Source organism: Nocardiopsis alborubida, from assembly GCF_012396365.1.
GTDB classification, from domain to species: domain Bacteria; phylum Actinomycetota; class Actinomycetes; order Streptosporangiales; family Streptosporangiaceae; genus Nocardiopsis; species Nocardiopsis alborubida.
The window spans coordinates 50,621-68,990 of sequence record NZ_JAAXPG010000008.1; the positions used below are offsets into that span (position 1 = coordinate 50,621).

The 18,370-nt window shown below is 73.5% G+C and carries 19 protein-coding genes; 5 read left to right on the forward strand and 14 right to left on the reverse strand.

The window, feature by feature from the left end:
- Positions 1 to 8: 8 nt before the first annotated feature.
- The 4 genes from HGB44_RS10305 to deoC all read right to left on the reverse strand — a co-directional run bounded on the left by HGB44_RS10305 (position 9) and on the right by deoC (position 4,297).
- The gene (locus tag HGB44_RS10305) at positions 9 to 806 is read right to left on the reverse strand and encodes a purine-nucleoside phosphorylase (RefSeq protein ID WP_061078979.1); all 798 of its coding nucleotides are present in this window, start codon (positions 804 to 806) and stop codon (positions 9 to 11) included.
- Between the two features lie 152 nt (positions 807 to 958).
- A complete protein-coding gene (locus tag HGB44_RS10310) occupies positions 959 to 1,921 on the reverse strand; it encodes an aldehyde dehydrogenase family protein (RefSeq protein WP_061078978.1) in 963 nt (320 codons plus the stop codon).
- Positions 1,914 to 3,344, reverse strand: coding sequence for an aldehyde dehydrogenase family protein (locus tag HGB44_RS10315; protein ID WP_061078977.1), 1,431 nt, complete (start codon positions 3,342 to 3,344; stop codon positions 1,914 to 1,916). The genes HGB44_RS10310 and HGB44_RS10315 overlap by 8 nt, the downstream gene beginning before the upstream one ends.
- A 5-nt stretch (positions 3,345 to 3,349) precedes the next feature.
- Positions 3,350 to 4,297, reverse strand: a complete 948-nt coding sequence (gene deoC, locus HGB44_RS10320; protein WP_061078976.1) for a deoxyribose-phosphate aldolase — start codon at positions 4,295 to 4,297, stop codon at positions 3,350 to 3,352.
- A gap of 414 nt (positions 4,298 to 4,711) precedes the next feature.
- On the opposite strand from deoC, the gene HGB44_RS10325 reads away from it, so the two are divergent.
- Entirely contained in the window at positions 4,712 to 5,296 is a 585-nt protein-coding gene (locus HGB44_RS10325; protein WP_061078975.1) for a GNAT family N-acetyltransferase, read from the forward strand.
- 34 nt (positions 5,297 to 5,330) lie between these two features.
- Entirely contained in the window at positions 5,331 to 6,017 is a 687-nt protein-coding gene (locus HGB44_RS10330; RefSeq protein WP_061078974.1) for a hypothetical protein, read from the forward strand.
- Here the strand turns inward: HGB44_RS10330 and HGB44_RS10335 are convergent.
- From HGB44_RS10335 to HGB44_RS10355, 5 genes are all read right to left on the reverse strand, one after another.
- Positions 5,995 to 7,293, reverse strand: a complete 1,299-nt coding sequence (locus HGB44_RS10335) for a heparan-alpha-glucosaminide N-acetyltransferase domain-containing protein (protein WP_061078973.1) — start codon at positions 7,291 to 7,293, stop codon at positions 5,995 to 5,997. The genes HGB44_RS10330 and HGB44_RS10335 overlap by 23 nt on opposite strands.
- A 115-nt stretch (positions 7,294 to 7,408) precedes the next feature.
- On the reverse strand, positions 7,409 to 9,412 hold the full coding sequence (locus tag HGB44_RS10340; protein ID WP_061078972.1) for an acetoacetate--CoA ligase: 2,004 nt from the start codon (positions 9,410 to 9,412) through the stop codon (positions 7,409 to 7,411).
- Between the two features lie 362 nt (positions 9,413 to 9,774).
- Positions 9,775 to 10,449, reverse strand: coding sequence for an HAD family hydrolase (locus HGB44_RS10345; protein ID WP_061078971.1), 675 nt, complete (start codon positions 10,447 to 10,449; stop codon positions 9,775 to 9,777).
- 85 nt (positions 10,450 to 10,534) lie between these two features.
- Entirely contained in the window at positions 10,535 to 11,230 is a 696-nt protein-coding gene (locus HGB44_RS10350) for a DUF4126 domain-containing protein (RefSeq protein ID WP_061078970.1), read from the reverse strand.
- A gap of 114 nt (positions 11,231 to 11,344) precedes the next feature.
- Positions 11,345 to 11,590, reverse strand: a complete 246-nt coding sequence (locus tag HGB44_RS10355) for a DUF2630 family protein (protein ID WP_061078969.1) — start codon at positions 11,588 to 11,590, stop codon at positions 11,345 to 11,347.
- Positions 11,591 to 11,883: 293 nt separating this feature from the next.
- Between HGB44_RS10355 and HGB44_RS10360 the strand changes: the two genes are divergently transcribed.
- A complete protein-coding gene (locus HGB44_RS10360) occupies positions 11,884 to 12,174 on the forward strand; it encodes a metal-sensitive transcriptional regulator (protein ID WP_061078968.1) in 291 nt (96 codons plus the stop codon).
- A gap of 108 nt (positions 12,175 to 12,282) precedes the next feature.
- Here HGB44_RS10360 and HGB44_RS10365 read toward each other — a convergent pair whose 3' ends face one another.
- Complete coding sequence (locus HGB44_RS10365; RefSeq protein ID WP_061078967.1) at positions 12,283 to 13,659, reverse strand: NAD(P)/FAD-dependent oxidoreductase; 1,377 nt, start codon at positions 13,657 to 13,659, stop codon at positions 12,283 to 12,285.
- Between the two features lie 301 nt (positions 13,660 to 13,960).
- Between HGB44_RS10365 and HGB44_RS10370 the strand changes: the two genes are divergently transcribed.
- A complete protein-coding gene (locus HGB44_RS10370; protein WP_061078966.1) occupies positions 13,961 to 14,230 on the forward strand; it encodes a hypothetical protein in 270 nt (89 codons plus the stop codon).
- Between the two features lie 55 nt (positions 14,231 to 14,285).
- On the opposite strand, the gene HGB44_RS10375 is transcribed toward HGB44_RS10370, so the two are convergent.
- The 4 genes from HGB44_RS10375 to HGB44_RS10390 all read right to left on the reverse strand — a co-directional run bounded on the left by HGB44_RS10375 (position 14,286) and on the right by HGB44_RS10390 (position 16,633).
- A complete protein-coding gene (locus HGB44_RS10375) occupies positions 14,286 to 14,555 on the reverse strand; it encodes a DUF6510 family protein (protein ID WP_061078965.1) in 270 nt (89 codons plus the stop codon).
- Positions 14,552 to 15,286, reverse strand: a complete 735-nt coding sequence (locus tag HGB44_RS10380) for an FAD-binding oxidoreductase (protein WP_061078964.1) — start codon at positions 15,284 to 15,286, stop codon at positions 14,552 to 14,554. The genes HGB44_RS10375 and HGB44_RS10380 overlap by 4 nt, the downstream gene beginning before the upstream one ends.
- Positions 15,286 to 15,885 carry a sulfite oxidase-like oxidoreductase gene (locus HGB44_RS10385; RefSeq protein WP_061078963.1) on the reverse strand — a complete coding sequence of 200 codons (600 nt, stop codon included), beginning with the start codon at positions 15,883 to 15,885 and terminating at the stop codon, positions 15,286 to 15,288. Before HGB44_RS10385 ends, HGB44_RS10380 begins: the two co-directional genes overlap by 1 nt.
- A 163-nt stretch (positions 15,886 to 16,048) precedes the next feature.
- The gene (locus HGB44_RS10390) at positions 16,049 to 16,633 is read right to left on the reverse strand and encodes an SACE_7040 family transcriptional regulator (RefSeq protein ID WP_061078962.1); all 585 of its coding nucleotides are present in this window, start codon (positions 16,631 to 16,633) and stop codon (positions 16,049 to 16,051) included.
- Between the two features lie 126 nt (positions 16,634 to 16,759).
- On the opposite strand from HGB44_RS10390, the gene HGB44_RS10395 reads away from it, so the two are divergent.
- Positions 16,760 to 18,370 carry a carboxyl transferase domain-containing protein gene (locus HGB44_RS10395; RefSeq protein WP_061078961.1) on the forward strand — a complete coding sequence of 537 codons (1,611 nt, stop codon included), beginning with the start codon at positions 16,760 to 16,762 and terminating at the stop codon, positions 18,368 to 18,370.

Below are 18,370 nucleotides of genomic sequence, written 5' to 3' on the forward strand. Positions count from 1 at the left end.
GGCTCCCCTCAGAGCTTGGCGGTGATGTCGGCGAGCAGGCGGCCGACGGTTCCGGCGGCGTCGCGGCCGGTGGCCAGCACGTCCTCGTGGTCGAGGTTGGCCCCCGTGAGCCCGGCCGCGACGTTGGTGACCAGCGACAGGCCCAGCACCCGGGCGCCCGCGGCGCGGGCGGCGATCGCCTCCAGCACGGTGGACATGCCGACCAGGTCGGCGCCCATGGCGCTGAGCATGCGGATCTCGGCGGGCGTCTCGAAGTGCGGGCCGGGCATGGCCGCGTACACGCCCTCGGGCAGGGAGGGGTCCACCGAGCGGGCCAGCTCGCGCAGGGCGGGGGTGTAGGTCTCGGTGAGGTCGACGAAGGTCGCGCCGGTCAGCGGGGACCGCGCGGTCATGTTGAGGTGGTCGGCGATGAGCACCGGGGACCCCACCGCGTAGGCGGGGTTGATGCCGCCCGCGGCGTTGGTCAGCACGACCGTGGTGGCACCGGCCGCCACGGCGGTGCGCACGCCGTGCACGACGGCGTCGGTGCCGTGGCCCTCGTACAGGTGGGTGCGGCCCAGGAAGGCGAGCAGGGAGCGGTCGCCCGCCCTGATGCTGCGCACGGTGCCGCTGTGGCCCTCCACGGCGGGGGGCACGAAGCCGGGCAGTTCGGTGGTGGGCAGCTCCTGCCCGGAGTCGCCGAGCAGGTCGGCCGCGGAGGCCCACCCCGATCCCATGACCAGGGCGACGTCGTAGGCGTCCACGCCGGTGCGCGAGCGCAGTTCGGCCGCGGCCTCCTCGGCGGCTGCCTGGGGTGTGCGAGTCACAGCGGGTCTCTCCGTTCGTTGGTGCCTGGCGCCGTGTCCGGTCCGCGGAGCGGACACTCCCGGCGTGATCTTGTACTTATAGCGCGTCCAGGGCCTCGAACCTCGCCATAGGCACAAGATCAGCGCAGGTCAGAGCCCTCGTGTCGGTACACCTAGATTCCGACGGGGTGCCAGACCGTCTTGGTCTCCAGGAAGGGCCTCAGGCGCGCGGTGCCGGGATCGGGGTCGAACCAGGCGTCCTCGCCGCCGTCGGAGCCGGGGCCGGGGCGCAGCACCCGGGTGAGGGTGTCCGCGGCGGCCCTCTCGAACTCCGCGGCCAGGTCCCCGGCTCCGGTGAGGTCCAGGGCGTTGACGTCGGCGTGCGAGGCCAGGTGGGGGCCCAGCTCCGGCACGCGTCCGGTGAGCAGGTTGACCACGCCTCCCGGCAGGTCGGAGGTGGCGAGCACCTCGGCCAGGTCGACCGCGGCCAGCGGCGCGTCCTCGGAGGTGACCACGACGGCGGTGTTGCCGGTGGCGATCACGGGGGCGACCACGGAGGTCAGGCCGAGCAGCGGCGCGCTCTGGGGGGCGAACACCGCGACCACACCGGTGGGCTCGGGCGCGGAGTGGTTGTAGTAGGGCCCCGAGACGGGGTTGGCGCCGCCCAGGACCTGGGCGATCTTGTCGGTCCAGCCCGCGTAGTACACCCAACGGTCCACGGCCGCGTCGACCACGCGTTCGGCGTCGGAGCGGGAGAGCCCCTGCGCGGCCACGGCCTGGGCGGTGAACTGGTCGCGGCGCCCCTCCAGCATCTCCGCGACCCGGTACAGGACCTGGCCGCGGTTGTAGGCGGTGCGCGCCGACCAGCCGCCGAAGGCCTTGCGCGCGGCGGCCACGGCGTCGCGGGCGTCCTTGCGGGAGGCGAGCGAGGCGTTGGCCAGGTGCTGGCCGCTGGCGGAGGTCACGGGGTAGCTCCTGCCCGATTCCGAGCGGGGGAAGGCCCCGCCCAGGTAGAGCTTGTAGGTCTTGCGGACCGCCAGCCGGGCGGGCGCGGCGGCGTCAGCCGTGCCCTCCGCGGCTCTGGCGGCCCTGGCCGCGCTCCTGGCGGTCTTCCGGTTCTCGCGCCGCTCAGCCAAGGTAGGCCTCCAATCCGTGCCGCCCGCCCTCGCGGCCGTATCCCGACTCCTTGTAGCCGCCGAAGGGGCTGGTCGGGTCGAACTTGTTGAACGTGTTGGACCAGATCACCCCGGCGCGCAGGCGCTCGGCGGTCCAGAGCATGCGCGAGCCCTTCTCGGTCCACACCCCGGCGGAGAGGCCGTAGGGGGTGTTGTTGGCCTTGGCCACGGCCTCGTCGGGGGTGCGGAAGGTCAGCACCGAGAGCACGGGGCCGAAGATCTCCTCGCGGGCCACGCGGTGCGACTGGCTGACGCCGGTCAGGACGGTGGGCGCGAACCAGTAGCCGCTCGCGGGCAGCTCGCAGGCGGGCGACCAGCGTTCGACGCCCTCGGCCTCGCCGGTGTCGGTGAGTTCGCGGATGCGCTCCAGCTGCGCGGCGGAGTTGATCGCGCCGATGTCGGTGTTCTTGTCCAGCGGGTCGCCCAGGCGCAGCCTGGAGACGCGCTCCTTGAGCCGGGGCAGCAGCTCCTCGGCGATCGACTCCTGGACCAGCAGGCGCGAACCGGCGCAGCACACGTGGCCCTGGTTGAAGAAGATGCCCGAGACGATGCCCTCGACCGCCTGGTCCAGGGCCGCGTCGTCGTAGACGATGTTCGCGCCCTTGCCGCCCAGCTCCAGGGTGAGGCGCTTGCCGGTGCCCGCGACCGAGCGGGCGATCCGGCGGCCGACCCCGGTGGAGCCGGTGAAGGCCACCTTGTCGGTGCCCGGGTGCTCCACGAGGACGCGTCCGGTCTCGCCCGCGCCGGTGAGGATGTTGACCACGCCCGGGGGCAGGTCGGCCTCCTGACAGATCTCGGCGAAGGCCAGCGCGGTGAGCGGGGTGGTCTCGGCGGGCTTGAGCACGACGGTGTTGCCGGTGGCCAGCGCCGGGGCGACCTTCCACGCGAGCATGAGCAGCGGGAAGTTCCACGGGATGACCTGGGCGGCCACGCCCAGCGGGCGCGGGTCGGGGCCCAGCCCGGCGTGGGCGAGCTTGTCGGCCCACCCCGCGTGGTAGAAGAAGTGCGCGGCGACCAGCGGCAGGTCGACGTCGCGCGTCTCCTTGATGGGCTTGCCGTTGTCCATCGACTCCAGCACGGCCAGTTCGCGCGAGCGCTCCTGGATGATGCGGGCGATGCGGAACAGGTACTTGCCGCGCTCGGCGCCGGGCATCGGCCCCCAGACGGTGTCGAAGGCGCGGCGGGCGGCGGCGACGGCCCTGTCCACGTCGGCGGGCCCGGCGACGGCGACCTGGGCGAGCTTGGTCTCGTCCGCGGGGTTGAGGGTGGTGAGGTACTCGCCGCCCTCGGCCGGGGTGAAGGCGCCGTCGACGAACAGCTCGTAGGTCTCGCGCAGGTTGACGACGGAGCGGGACTCCGGTGCGGGCGCGTACTCGAAGATCACGGCTCTCAGTCCAGCGTGTAGTAGTCGGGGCCCGGGTAGGTGCCGGTGGACAGCCTGGTGCGCTGCATGAGCAGGTCGTTGAGGAGGCTGGAGGCGCCGATCCGGAACAGGTCGGGGGTCAGCCAGTCGGGGCCGGCGACCTCGTTGACCAGGACCAGGTTGCGGATGGCGTCCTTGGTGGTGCGGATGCCTCCCGCGGGCTTGACGCCCACGCGCCTGCCGGTGGCGGCGTGGTGGTCGCGGACCGCCTCCAGCATGACCAGGGTGACCGGCAGGGTGGCGGCCGGGGACACCTTGCCGGTGGAGGTCTTGACGAAGTCGCCCCCGGCCCGGATGGCCAGGTGGGAGGCGCGTCGCACGTTGTCGTAGGTGGCGAGCTCGCCGGTCTCCAGGATGACCTTGAGGTGGGCGGTGCCGCAGGCCTCCTTGACGGCGGCGATCTCCTCGAACACCTTGAGGTAGTCGCCGGACAGGAACGCGCCGCGGTCGATGACCATGTCGATCTCGCTGGCGCCGTCGGCGACCGCGCGGCGGGTGTCGGCGAGCTTGACCTCCATGGGCGCACGGCCGGAGGGGAAGGCGGTGGCCACCGAGGCCACGCCGACCCCGGTGCCGCGCAGCGCCTCGACGGCGGTGGCGACCATGTCGGGGTAGACGCACACGGCGCCCACGCGGGGCACGGTGGTGTCGGTGGGGTCGGGGTGGGCGGCCTTGGCGCACAGGGCCCGGACCTTGCCGGGGGTGTCGGCGCCCTCCAGGGTGGTCAGGTCCACCATGGTGATGGCCAGGTCGACGGCCCGGGCCTTGGCGGTGGTCTTGACCGACCGGGTGGACAGGTCCTGGGCGCGGGCTCGCGCGCCGACCTCGTCCACGCCGGGGAGGCCGTGCAGGAACGCGCGGAGTTCGCGGTTGGTCGCCGCCTCGGGCGCGGATGCGGTGTGGGGCACGGGCACCTACAGCTCTTCGGGTTGCTGGCCTGCCCGTCCGCTGTGGCCAGCGAGAACGGGTCTTCCGGCGCGGCGCGCGGAGAGGTCTCCCCCGGGGCCGGGCCGTCAGGCAGTCACCCTAACGCCGGGCGGAGCCGCCGTCAGCATCCGTCCGGATCGAGCCGCCCAAGGTTGGAGGAGCATCCAACGTGGGCGGTGGTCTTTCGCCGTTCTTTCCTCCAATCCGTCCCAGAAAATCCCCAAAAAAGGACACTCAGGACGTTCCCTCCCCGTCCGGGCGGACACGCGCGGTCTAGACCGGACCACTCCCTTCGCGGGCGTGGGCGGGATGCGAGACTGGTCCGAATCCTCCCCCCGGAGAGCCCCGCCCCGCAGGACCCGGGAGCCGGAGGGGCGGACCCTGAGGTGACGGGAGCGGTGATGTCGGCCGGAGAGCGGATCGAGCGGCGGGCCGGCGGAGCGGAACCGGTGCGCCTGGTGCGCCTGGACCGGGCCGCACCGGAGGCGGACCTGCTGCGGGAGACCGTGCTGCGCCACCGCCTGCCGCCCGGCCAGCGCGGCTACGTGCGGCTGCCGGCGACCACCCTGCCCGCCGCCGACGCCGACCCGGCGCGCACGCCCTTCGCCGTCGTCGGTTCGGGGACCGTCACCGACGCCGCCGGGGCGCGGGCGGCCTGCGCGGGCTTCGGCGTGCTGGACCGGGCCGTGCACGCACGTGACCTGATCGACGAGCCGGCCCGGGCGGTGCTGCTGCGCGCCTTCTACGTCACCACCGCCTGGCAGGGCCGGGGCGTGGGTCGGACCGTGTGCTCCCCGCCTCTGCTGGACCGGTTGGCGGGGGAGGTGGCGCCGGACGCGGCCGAGCTGGTGCTGTGCGTGGACGAGGCCAACCACGCGGCGGCCCGCGTCTACGGCCGCGCCGGGTTCGCCTTCACCGGCCACCGCTTCGTGGACGCGGCGGGGGGACCGCAGCTGGTGATGGTCCGCCCGGTGCAGCGGGTGTAGGAGGTCCGGGGAGGGGCTCGTCTAGGCTGGGGGCATGGCGGAGTTCCGGATCAGCAGCGACGACGAGCGGGTTGACCTGCGCAGGATGGCGGTGGCCCTGGCCGAGTCCCAGGGGTGGGCGCGCGAGGAGGTCAGCGTCTGGGACAACCGCCGCGGCGAGGTGATCGTGACGGTGGACGACTCCCTGCTGCGCAAGCCCGAGGCCGACCCCCTGCACCGCACCCGGCACACCCCCCGCGACGTGCACGACGCCTGCGAGACCCTGCGCCGTGAGGAGGCGTCCCTGCGCCGCGTGGACTTTCGCGTGCTGCGCAGCGAGACCGCGCGCTTCTTCTCCGCCGGGTGGACCGTCGCCGACGCGCTGCACGCGCTGGGGCACCGCCCCGACGGCGTGCCGTGGCCGAGCGGCCCCGACTACCAGGGCACCGACTGGCTGCACGCCCGCCTGAAGGCGTGGCGCACCCCCGACGGCGACATCCGGCCCTCCAAGTCGCAGGAGGACGCCCAGCTGCGGGTGATCAGCCGGGCGGGCCTGCCCATGGACATCGGCCTCCCCGAGGACGCCGAGGTCGCGCAGCGCCCCGTGGCCAGCCCGGCGGTCGCGCGGTCGGCGGCCGACGACGCGCGCAGGCTCATGCGGCAGAACGCGCGGACCACCACCGACTCCCTGGCCCACCGCGACCGCACCTCGGCCAGGATCACACGGGGGGATCGTCGCTAGGACGGCGGGGAAGGCGCCCGTCGGCGGCGGCCCTTCGCTCCTCCACCAGGGCGGCAACGCCGTTGGCGGCCTCACCGAGGAGGAGCTCGGCCGGTCCCCTGCCCGCCGCCAGCCGCCACAGGGTGGCGAGGACCAGCGCACCCAGGACGAAGCCCTCCAGCAGCCACGGCTGCTGCCAGCCGATCCCGCCGGAGGCTGCGATGACCATCGCCAGGACCAGGATGTGACCGGAGTAGACGGTCAGCGGCATCCGGCCGACCGAGGTCAGCGGGTACATGAGGATCCGGAAGCGGTCGCACAGGAACATGCACACCACCAGCACCACGAGTCCCTGGCCGACCGCCTCGGCCATCTCGAAGGTGGTACCGGTGTGGGGCGTGCCGACCGCCAGCCACCACCAGGAGTCGGTGGGCACCTGCCCCGAGATCGACTGCGTCTCCTCGACCACCGCGGCGCGCACCAGGGCCGCCGTCGCCTCGTCGGTGACCTCGCCCGAGGGCAGGCCGGTCAGGGCGGGGCCGCTGGCCTCCACCAGGCGGTCCATGCCGCCCATCGGGTTGAGCAGGACCCATGAGCCGAGGTGTCCGAACAGCAGCAGGGCGGCGCCGGAGGCCAGCAGGCGCAACCGCACCGCGGCGGCGGCCAGGTCCAGCCGTCCCAGCGCCATCCCCGCGGTCACGAAGGCCATGAAGGTGATCGCCGGGTAGTAGCCGGTCAGGAAGAAGTCGCCGAACGAGGTCAGCGAGGACGTGCGCTGCGAGGGCGGGAAGACGTTGTCCCGCAGCAGGAACGAGAGCGGCGGGCCGAGCACGGCCAAGGCGCCCGCCACCGTCCACAGCGCGCCCGAGCGCAGTTTGAGCAGGGGCAGGGCCAGCACGAAGAAGCCCGCGTAGTAGGTCAGGATGATGGCGACCGGGACCCCCATGAGGTCCAGCACCAGACCCAGCACGCCGATGAGCGCCGCGCGGGTGAGGATGCGCACGACGGCCACGCGCAGGCGGTCGCCGCCGACCGGGTCGGTGCGCCCGGTCATCATGGCCAGGGAGGTCCCCGCCAGGAGGGCGAAGAGCGCCGAGGAGTTGCCGCGCACGACGCCGTGCACGTCCCAGGCGTAGCCCTCGGGCGACAGCAGCCCCATGGACTCCACCCCGAGGTGGACGACGAACATCCCGAACACCGCGAGGGCGCGTGCCGCGTCGATGCCGTCGATCCGGCCCCGACCCGAGGCCGGACCCGCGGGAGCGGCGGAGGTCTCGCCAGACCGGTTCTGTGTCACGCCCGTCAGGCTATGTCGTCGCCCGCGCGGCGACAACGGGCCGGGGCACATGGCCGCAGACGGCCACGCGCCGCCGGGCGCGGGGGCCGCTCACCCGCGCCCGGCGGCGCCCCGGTCAGCCCGCGTCCTCCCGCTCCCCGGCCAGGGTGCTGAAGAAGTCGAGCGCCTCGGGGTTGGCCAGCGAGTCCCGGCTGGCGACCCGGTCGGGCCGCTCCCCCATGAGGATGCGTTTGACCGGCACCTCCAGGACCTTGCCGGACAGCGTCCGGGGCACCGCGCCGATGACGCGGACGCGGTCGGGCACATGGCGGGGCGAGCAGTCGGTGCGGATGCGGCGGGCGATCTCCCGGGGCAGGTCGCCCTCCAGGTCGGCGCCCTCCCGCAGCACGGTGAACAGCTCGATCCGGGAGGAGCCGTCGGCCTGGGGCACGTCCACGACCAGGGCGTCGACGACCTCGTCCAGGGCCAGGACCGCGCGGTAGATCTCGCTGGTGCCCATGCGCACGCCGCCGCGGTTGATGGTGGAGTCGGAGCGGCCGTAGATGACCGCGGTGCCGCGGTCGGTGATCACGATCCAGTCACCGTGCCGCCAGACGCCCGGGTAGACGGAGAAGTAGCTGTCGCGCAGCCGCTCGCCGCTGTCGTCGCCCCACAGGAACAGGGGCATGGACGGGGCGGGCCTGGTGACGACGAGTTCGCCGACCTCGTTGACGAGCTCCCTGCCGTCGGGGTCCCAGGAGGCCACGGCCATGCCCAGGGCCCGGGACTGGATCTCGCCCTCGTGGACGGGCAGGGTCGGGGTGCCGCCGACCAGGCAGCTGCACACGTCGGTGCCGCCGGAGGTGGAGAACAGCCACAGGTCCTCGCCGAACTCCTCGTAGACCCAGGAGAAGGCCTCGGGGCTGAGCGGCGAGCCGGTGGAGCCGATGGCCTTGAGCGCGGACAGGTCGCGGCCCTGACGGGGGTGGACGCCCTCCTTCATGCAGGAGGAGAGGAACCCTGCGCTGGTTCCGAAGACGGTGACCCCGGCGTCGGCGGCCAGGTCCCACAGTGCGCCCAGGTCGGGCGCCGCCGGGCTGCCGTCGTACAGGACGATGGAGGCCTTCGTCAGCAGCACGCTGACCAGGAAGTTCCACATCATCCAACCGGTGGTGGTGAACCAGAAGACCCGGTCGTGCTCCTGGGCGTCCAGGTGCAGGTGCAGGTTCTTGAGCTGTTCGAGGAGGATGCCGCCGTGCCCCTGGACGATGGCCTTGGGCAGGCCGGTGGTGCCCGAGGAGTAGAGCACCCACAGGGGGTGGTCGAAGGGGACGGACGCGAACTCCAGCTCGGACCCGGTCCCGGACTCCTCCAGCCGGGCCCAGGGCAGGGTCGCGTCGAGGGTCCCGCCGGGGTGGAGGTGGTCGAGCAGGACGGTGTGCTCGACGGTGGGCAGGGCCGCGCGCAGCTCCTCCACGACGGGGCGGCGGTCGAAGTCCTTGCCCCCGTAGCGGTAGCCGTCCACGGCGAGCAGGACCTTGGGCTCGATCTGGGCGAAGCGGTCGATGACGCTGCGCACGCCGAAGTCCGGGGAGCATGAGGACCACACCGCGCCCAGGGAGGCCGCGGCGTAGAAGGCGGCGACGGTCTCGGGCAGGTTGGGCAGGTAGGCCGCGACGCGGTCGCCGGGGCCCACGCCCAGCTCCCGCAGTCCGGCGGCGATGGCGGCCGTGCGGCGGCGCAGGTCGCCCCAGGTCCACTCGCCGAGGCCGCGCAGCTCGGTGGCGTGGCGGATGGCGACGTGGTCGTCGTCGCGGCCCTCGAAGACGTGCCGGGCGTAGTTGAGGGTCGCCCCGGGGAACCACTCGGCTCCGGGCATGGTCCGCTCGCCCAGGACCCGCTCGTAGGGGGTCTCGGAGCGCACGCCGTAGTACTCCCAGACGGACTCCCAGAACCCGTCGGTGTCGGTCACCGACCAGCGCCACAGGGAGTCGTAGTCGAAGGACGCGGCGGAGGCGTCTCCGAAGGCCCGGACCCCCTTCTCGCGCTCGGCCCACCGGGCGAACGCGACGATGTTGGAGGACGCGGCCCTCTCCTCGTCGGGCTTCCAGAGCACCCGGGGCACGCTGTTCTCCGTCATTGGCCCGCCTTCCCATTCGCACTGTGTCTCGCACGGTGTGTCGCTGGCTGTGTGCCGCCGACCGTGCGTCGCTGTGAGACCCATCTAACAACACACCATGCCGGCGGCGACGGCCCGGCCCCCGGGGTGACGGGGGCCGGGAGGCGCGTCGAGTGCGCAGGTCACCGACGGAAGGGAACCGGTGTGCGGGGGCCGCTGCCAGGCGGGCGCACGGGTGTGGGCGGCCCCCGCCGACAGGGGCCGGAGGCGGGTGGGAGGACCGGTGACCCGACCTTTCGCGTCCCCGCCGAACCGGCGACCGCAGGTCCGGGTGGCCGGGGCCCGGAAGGCCGGTGCGGCGGACCCGGGCGCGGCCGGTCGCCTCAGTTCCCCCGCAGAGCGGCCACGGCGGCCACCGGGGAGTCGACCACCGGGGAGCCGGTGGCCTCCAGGCGTGCGCGGGACATCAGGCCGCTGGCGACGAGGATGGAGCGGGCCCCGGCCTCGCGGGCGGCGCGGGCGTCGTCGTCGATGTCGCCGATCAGCACGACCCGGGCCGGGTCGATGCCCTGGTGTTCGAGGTGGCGCACCAGGTGCTCGGCCTTGGAGTCGTGCTCGGTCTGGAACTGGCGGCCGTCCACCCGGGTGAAGTGCGCGGTCAGGCCGCGCTCCTCGATGAGCGGCACCAGGTGGTCGTGGGAGGCCATGGACAGCAGGGACTGGGTGCCGCCGCCGCGGGTCCACTCCCGGAGCACGTCGGGAACGCCCACGGTGAGCTCACAGGAGGGCAGGTGCTCCAGGTAGCTGCTGTCGTAGTGCCGCTCCGCCCGCTCCCACTCGCCGTCCTCGAAGGGTCGGCCGAGGAGCTCCTCGTAGCAGGGGATGAGGGGGCGGCGGAAGACGGAGCGCCAGTGGTCCATCTCCACGGGGTCGCGGCCGAACAGCTCGCACACGGCGTTCACCGCGGCGAGGTTGGCGTGGTTGTCGTCCAGGAGCGTGCCGTTCCAGTCCCAGACGATGTGGGTGGTGTCGTTTCGGTCGAAAGTCGTCTCAGCCATTGACCGCACTTTACGGGCACACGCCCCGGCCGGGGAATGCGTCGTGCGCCACCCCGGGCCGGCCCCGCGTGCCCGCCGGGGCGCCTCATCCGGGGCGGTGCTCCCCCGCCGGGCCGGCGCCGTCCGCACCGGTCCACGTGTCCGAGTCCGCCCCCTGCCGCTCGGTGTCCCGCGCCTCGCGGCGTTCCCGGCGCAGTCGCCGCCCGCGCCGGACCGCCCACACGCCCCCCACCACCATGAGCGGGAACACGACGAGGACGAGGACGGGCACCAGGAGGGCCAGCAGCGAGGTGACGAAGCTGACCGCGTCCTCCAGGAAGGAGGCGACCGGGGCAGCGCACCCGAGGGACACGGAGTTGGCCACCGGCCGGGCCAGGGACTTGACCGCGTGGAAGGCCAGGGAGACGACCACGCCCGCGACCACCGCCCACCAGGAGACCCCGTCCCCGCCCGCGGCGGCGCCGGAGGCGGCCCCGGTGATCTCGCCGATTTCCACGGCGGAGGCCCCCGCGCCGAAGGTGATGCCGCCGGACGTGGGGCGCACGACCGTCTGGAGGACGTCGTTGAAGCTGTCGACCGCGGGGATCTTGTCCGCCGCGAACTCCACGACCAGCAGCACGGTGAGGACCACGAGGGTGGCGGGGTGTTCGATCCACTGCCAGGACTCGCCGAGCGGGACCAGGTCGGTGAAGCGTGCGAGCAGTCCGACGAGGAGGAGGGGGATGTAGGCGTTGAGCCCGGCCGCGGAGGCCAGGCCCAGCCCGGTCAGTGTGGTGAGCATGCGCTTCCTTCTGTGCTCCCGGGGTGGGCCCCGTGCGGTCATGCGGTCACCGCCCGGCACCGCTGTACCCGTGTTGACGCTCGCGGAGCACGCGGGGTTTTCGGTTCCGGCCCCCTACTGCCGGTAGTTCTCGACCTCGGAGACCGGGCGCGGCTCGGCCTCGTCGGGGTCCTGGTCGAACTCGCTGCGGGCCCTGCGCTGGCGGAGCAGGTCCCAGCACTGGTCGAGCGCCTCCTCGACCTGCTTGATGCGGGCGCGCTCCTGCGGGTCCAGCCCTCCGGTCGTGGAGCGGAGCGCGTGCTCCTCGTCGATCAGTCCTCGGATGGTGGCCATGATGTCGTTCTCGGCGCTGTCAGTCATACCGCCCATGGTCGGTTCGGGTCGGGGCCGCGGGCAAGGGCCCCGCCCCCGCGTTGCCCAGAGCGGACCGGACGTTTACGCGCGGTGGCCTCCCCCGCGCACGGGACGCGTGCGCCTCCCGGCACGGCGGGCGGTCCCCGTTCGTCTGGGAAACTCCTACTACGGCCGCGTTGGCGGCGGCACGCGCACTCGGAGGGGGCGCACCGGCGGAATGCGTTCCCAGCCCCCGCCGTTGGATACCACGAGGGGGTATGGTAATGGCATCTGAGCAGGAACGACACGGAAGCGGGAGCATGGCTGCGACCCACGGTTACAGTAGCGACAAGCAGAGCCACATCAACCGGCTGCGCCGTATCGAGGGCCAGATCCGCGGGTTGCAGCGGATGGTCGAGGACGACCAGTACTGCATCGACATCCTGACCCAGACGTCGGCGGCCAACAAGGCGCTGCGGTCCTTCGCGCTGTCCATGCTCGACGAGCACCTCAAGCACTGCGTGTCCAACGCGGTGGCCAACGGCGGCGAGGAGGCGGACGCGAAGGTGCGCGAGGCCTCCGAGGCGATCGCCCGCCTGGTCCGTTCCTGACCCCCTGCGGCCCCGCGCCCGACCGGACGCGGCGGAGCGGGGCCGGGCGGCCGCGGCCGGTCGGCGAAGGCGCGGCCGTCCGGGCCCGCCGGGCCCGGACGGCCCCCGTCAGTGCTCGCCGTAGCGCGCGTGCAGGTTCTCCAGCAGACGCGCGCCCTCCCTGCGGGAGGACTCCGCGTCCAGGTAGTCGACCGACTCGTTGGCCACGAACGAGGACGGGCGCCCGCCGTCGGCGAACCCCAGGCGCGAGGTGTCGCCGCCGGTGAACTCGCGGATCCCCCAGTTGGCCAGGATGCGCGCCCGCGCGGTCGGGGAGGGCACCGCCATCAGGTGGTACCCGCGGGTGACGCCCAGCGCGGGCAGTCCGCTCAGCTCCATCTGCATGACGCGCGCCAGCGCGTCGTTCCCGCTCAGGTCCACGACCAGCCCCATGTCCCGGTGCCGGAACTCCTTCATCGGACGCCCCAGGATCGACGAGACCACGTTCTCGGCGACGGTGGCCGCCTGGCGCGTGGCGTACTGGGCGGTCGGCGGGCAGTAGTCGCTGTCCTCGTGCGAGAGGTTGGGCACCGCCGCCGCGTCCCCGACGGCGAAGACGTCGTCGAGTCCGGGGACCCGCAGGTCGGCGCCGACCTCCAGGCGGCCCTTCTGGGTGGGCTTGTCCAGGGTTCCCATGAGCGGGCTCGGCGAGACGCCCGCCGTCCAGATGAGGGTGCGGCAGGGCAGGGCCCGGCCGTCGGTGAGCACCACCTTGTCGTCGGTCACCTCGCGCACGCTCACCTTGAGCTTGACCTCGATGCCGATGGAGCGCATCAGGTCGAGCGCCTTGCGGCCGAGGCGGTCGCCGAGTTCGGGCAGCACCTTGGGCGCGATGTCCACCAGGTGCCAGCGGATCACCGAGCGCAGGTCCGGGTAGCGCTTGGCCGCCTCCTGGCACAGGCGCATGAGCGAGGCCGCGGTCTCGACGCCGGTGTAGCCGCCGCCGACGACGATGAAGCGGCAGCGCTCCTCGCGCTCGGCCGGGTCGCGGCTGTCGTTGGCCAGTTCCAGCTGGGCCAGGACGTGGTCGCGCAGGAGCACCGCCTCGGCCAGCGTCTTGGCGCCGTAGGCGTGCTCGGCCAGACCGGGGATGTCGAAGGCGCGGGTGACCCCGCCGGGCGCCAGGACCAGGCGGTCGTAGCGGACCGGGGCGAGCTCGCCGGTGGGGCGCCGTACGACGACCACGCGGTCCCCCGGGTCCACGCCGACGGCGTGCCCGGGGACGAACCGGGTCTGCCGCGTCAGCCGGTGCACCGACATGGCGACCGACTGCGGCGTGAGCAGTCCCGAGGCCACCTGGGGCAGCAGGGGGCTGTAGAGCATGTAGTCGTGCGGCGCGACGAGGGCGATGTCCGCCGCACCCGCCGGGATGCGGCGTTCGAGGTGGCGCAGGGTGTGGAGACCACCGAAGCCCGCGCCGACCACCACGATACGAGGCCGAGACATATACAGCGCTCCTTCTGACGTGTCGTGGGGCCGGACGGCTGTGTGCGTCCGTTGGGCCGTTGGACGCAGCCCTACCCACATGACCGCGGCCAATGTATGGCCGGGTCAGGAGATCACGGAGCCGCCACCCGCGGCGTGCCGGGGACTTTGCCCGTCGTTGGCGCCCCCTGGGGAGGGCGGCGCGGTTCCCCGGGTCGGTCCGAAACTCCCACGAACGAGGGTTTCGTGACCTTGGTGACTTTCTGTAACAGAATGAGAACGCCAAGTATGACACCCGACACGAAGGGAGCAGTGAACGCGTATGCGTGCGTTCACCAGGATCACCGCCGCGGCGGTGCTGGCCGCCGGGCTGACCGTCGCCGGTACGGGAGCGGCCCTGGCCGCCACCGCGGACGAGGACGACTCGCGCCCCGGAGGAGTGCTCGGTCTCCTCCTCGACGGGGTCTTCGGGGAGGAAGAGGAAACCGACCCGCCGGTGGTCAACGAGGCCCCGCAGGCCCCCGCCGAGGAGGCCCCCGCGGCTCCGGCGGAACAGAGTCCGGAGGCGGACGGCGCCGCGGGCGGCATGTAGGCGCAGGACGTGGACGCGGCACCGGGGCGGGCACCGGGGCCCGCCCCGGTCCCCGTCAGAGACCGAGCCGGATCCGGACGACCCCGGTGCCGCCCAGGTCCAGCCACACGCTGTCGGGTGTGCGCACCAGTCTCAGGACCAGCGTCCGGCACCGCGGGCAGCTCGCCACCAGCCCGGGCCCGTCCGCCGTCACGTACAGCTCGGCGAAGGTCCCGCACGCCCCGCACACCGAGCAGCGGCGCTCGGCCGAGGTCAGGTCCACGGCCATGATCTCCGACAGCGGTCCGGCCAGCACGTTGGCGTCCATGTGCTCCGGTTCCCTCATCCGCCACCTCCACCTGAGCCGAAACGCTCGGTACGCACCCGCCGGGGATCGTGCCCCAGCGCCACCAGGGCGTCGGCCACCGTCTCCACGAAACCGGTGGGCCCGCACACGAAGCACACCGGAGCGAACTCGGCGGGGAAGCCGTGGGTGTCGAGCTCGGCCGCCCCCAGCCGCCCCGGCCCCCGGAGCGCGCCCTCGGGCGCGCGGCGCGTGTAGGCCAGGAACACGTCGACCCCTCCGTCGCCCGGCCGGTGCGCGCCCAGCTCCCCCCGGTAGTACCGGTCCTCGGGGGTGCGCAGCGAGTACAGCACCCGGAACAGGGCCCGGCCTCCCGTCCTGCGCCGCTCGCGCACCATCGCCATCAGCGGGACCACACCCGAGCCACCGCCCACCAGGACCACCGGGTCGGGCTTCCCCGCGTCCCACACGAACCAGCCGCCCAGCGGACCGCGGACCTCCACCCGGTCGCCCGGCGCGAACACGTCCACGAGGTAGGAGGAGACCTCCCCTCCCCCCACCCGCTGCACGGTCAGCTCGATCCGCCCGCCGTCCGCGGCCGAGGCGATCGAGTAGCCGCGCTGGGCGGTGTAGCCGTCCTCGGCGGTCAGGCGGACGTCCACGTGCTGGCCCGGCCGGTGCCCCGGCCATCCCGGCACCTCCAGGACCAGGGTCCTGGCGCTCGCGGTCTCCCACCGGTCGGCCACCAGCTCGGCGGGCCGCCAGGCCGCCATCAGTCGCCCTGGTAGCGCTGTTCGCGCCACGGGTCGCCGTAGTCGTGGTACCCGGCCTGCTCCCAGAACCCGGGCTCGTCCTCGTCGAACAGCCGCAGCCCGCGCACCCACTTGGCCGACTTCCAGAAGTACAGGTGCGGGACCAGCAGCCGGGCGGGGCCGCCGTGTTCGGGGGCCAGCGGCTCCCCGTCGAAGGTGTGCACCACCCAGGCCCGTCCGTCGGTGAGGTCCTGGAGCGGCAGGTTGGCGGTGTAGCCGCCGTGGCTGACCGCCAGGGCGTACTCGGCCGCGGTCTCCACGTCCTCCAGGAGGGTGTCCACGCTGACGCCCGCCCAGTCGGTGTCCAGCTTCGACCAGCGGGTGACGCAGTGGATGTCCACACGGGGTCGCTCCTGGGGCAGGTCCAGGAACTCCTCCCACGTCCAGGAGCGCGTGCCGCCCACCTCGTCGGAGATCGCGAAGGTCCACTCGGCCGTGTCCACGTGCGGCGTGGGTCCGGCCGACAGGACGGGGAAGTCGTGGGTCTCGTACTGTCCCGGGGGCACCCGCGAGGGGTCGCCTCCCCGGCGCCCCTGGAAACCCCTGCTCACCACGTTCATGGCGGCCCTCCTCTCCGGTGCCTGGCGCCCTGTCTACCCGGCGGCGGGTCAGCGCAGGGCATGACCGGCGCCAAATCCCGGGATGGGCGCGGCGGAGGCGGGGACGCGGGGCCGGAGGGGCACCGGGCGAACGCGGGTACGGGGGACGCTCCCCGTGCGGGCGCTAGTCGGGCGCGGCGGCGGGGGCGGTCAGGGCGGCCCGGCCCATCTCCAGCAGCAGCCGCGCCATGTGCCGCCGCGACAGCTCGCCCCGGCTGTGCGGGGTGGAGTTGAGCAGCCCGAACACGGCGTGCACGGCGGCGCGCAGGACGGTGGCCGAGGCGTCGGGGCGCAGTTCGCCCAGCACCCCCACCCACTGCTCGACGTAGCCGCGCTGGAGGCGGCGCACCCGGCGCCGGTCGGCGTCGGTGAGGTTGCCCAGCTCCCGGTCGTGCACGGTGATCAGGGCGGGCTCGTCCAGAGCGAAGGCGATGTGCCCGCGCAGCAGGGCCTCCAGCGCCTCCTCGGCGCCCGGCGCCCGCGCCACCAGTTCGCCGCCCTGGCGCGCCAGGCGTTCGCTGATGTCCACCAGCACCGCGCCGAGCAGCGCCTGTTTGCCGCGGAAGTGCCGGTAGAGGGCGGGGCCGGTCGTGCCGACGGCGCGGCCGAGGTCGTCGATGGACACCCCCCGGTATCCGTGCTCGGCGAAGAGCCGCGCCGCCGCGCCCAGGAGCGCCGTGCGCCGCTCGCCCGCGGGTCTGACCCCCATCCGGCCTCCTTCCCCTCCCCCGGTGTCGCGCCGGGCCCTGGACACCCATGTTAGTAGTCACTAACATCCCAGATGTTAGTGAGCATTAACACCCCTCCACGAGAGGACACCATGAGCAGGGCATCTGTGCTCGGCACGGCGGTGGACACCGCCGGGCCCGCGTTCGCCGCCAACGACGCGGCGAACCGCGCCCTCGCCCTGGAGCTGCGCGAGCGGATCGCCACCGCGGCCCTGGGCGGCCCGGAGAGGACCCGGACACGGCACGTCGAACGGGGCAAACTCCTGCCGCGCGACCGCGTCGACCTCCTCCTGGACCCCGGCTCCCCCTTCCTGGAGATCGCCCCCCTGGCCGCGTACGGGCTCTACGGCGCGGACGGGCAGGACGCTCCCGGCGCCGGGATGATCGCGGGCGTGGGCCGGGTCATGGGCCGCCCGACGGTCGTGGTCGCCAACGACGCCACGGTCAAGGGCGGCAGCTACTACCCCATGACCGTCAAGAAGCACCTGCGCGCCCAGGAGGTGGCGCTGCACAACCGGCTGCCGTGCGTCTACCTCGCCGACTCCGGGGGCGCGTTCCTGCCCATGCAGGACGACGTCTTCCCCGACCGCGAGCACTTCGGCCGGATCTTCTACAACCAGGCCACGATGTCGCGGATGGGCATCCCGCAGATCGCCGCGGTGCTGGGCTCGTGCACCGCGGGCGGCGCCTACGTCCCGGCGATGAGCGACGAGGCGGTCATCGTGCGCGAGCAGGGCACGATCTTCCTGGGCGGCCCGCCGCTGGTCAAGGCGGCCACCGGCGAGGTCGTCACCGCCGAGGAGCTGGGCGGCGGCGACCTGCACTCGCGGGTGTCGGGGGTCACCGACCACCTGGCGGACGACGACGCGCACGCCCTCACCCTCGTCCGGCGCATCGCCGACACCCTCGGCCCGCCCGCGCCGCCCGCGTGGGAGGTGCGCGAGCCCCGCCCACCGGAGCTGGACCCCGGAGAGCTGTACGGTGTGGTGCCCGCCGACACGCGCACCCCCTACGACGTGCGCGAGGTCATCGGCCGGATCGTGGACGGCAGCGAGTTCACCGAGTTCAAGGCCGAGTACGGCACGACCCTGGTCACCGGGTTCGCGCACCTGCACGGCCACCCGGTGGGGATCGTCGCCAACAACGGCATCCTGTTCGCCGAGTCCGCCCTCAAGGGCGCCCACTTCATCGAACTGTGCGACCGGCGCGGCGTGCCGCTGGTCTTCCTCCAGAACATCTCCGGGTTCATGGTCGGCCGGGACTACGAGGCGGGCGGCATCGCCAAGCACGGGGCGAAGATGGTCACCGCCGTGGCCTGCGCCCGGGTCCCCAAGTTCACCGTGGTCGTGGGCGGGTCCTTCGGCGCGGGCAACTACAGCATGTGCGGGCGCGCCTACTCGCCCAGGTTCCTGTGGATGTGGCCGGGCGCGCGCATCTCGGTGATGGGCGGCGAGCAGGCCGCCTCGGTGCTCTCCACCGTCCGCCGCGACCAGATGGCCGCGCGCGGGCAGGAGTGGTCCGCCGAGGACGAGGAGGCCTTCAAGGCGCCCGTCCGCGACCAGTACGAGGAGCAGGGCAGCCCCTACTACTCCACCGCGCGGTTGTGGGACGACGGCGTCATCGACCCCGCCGACACCCGCGACGTGCTCGCCATGGCCCTGTCCGCCGCCCGCCACGCGCCGCTGGAGCCGGTGGGCTACGGCGTCTTCCGGATGTGA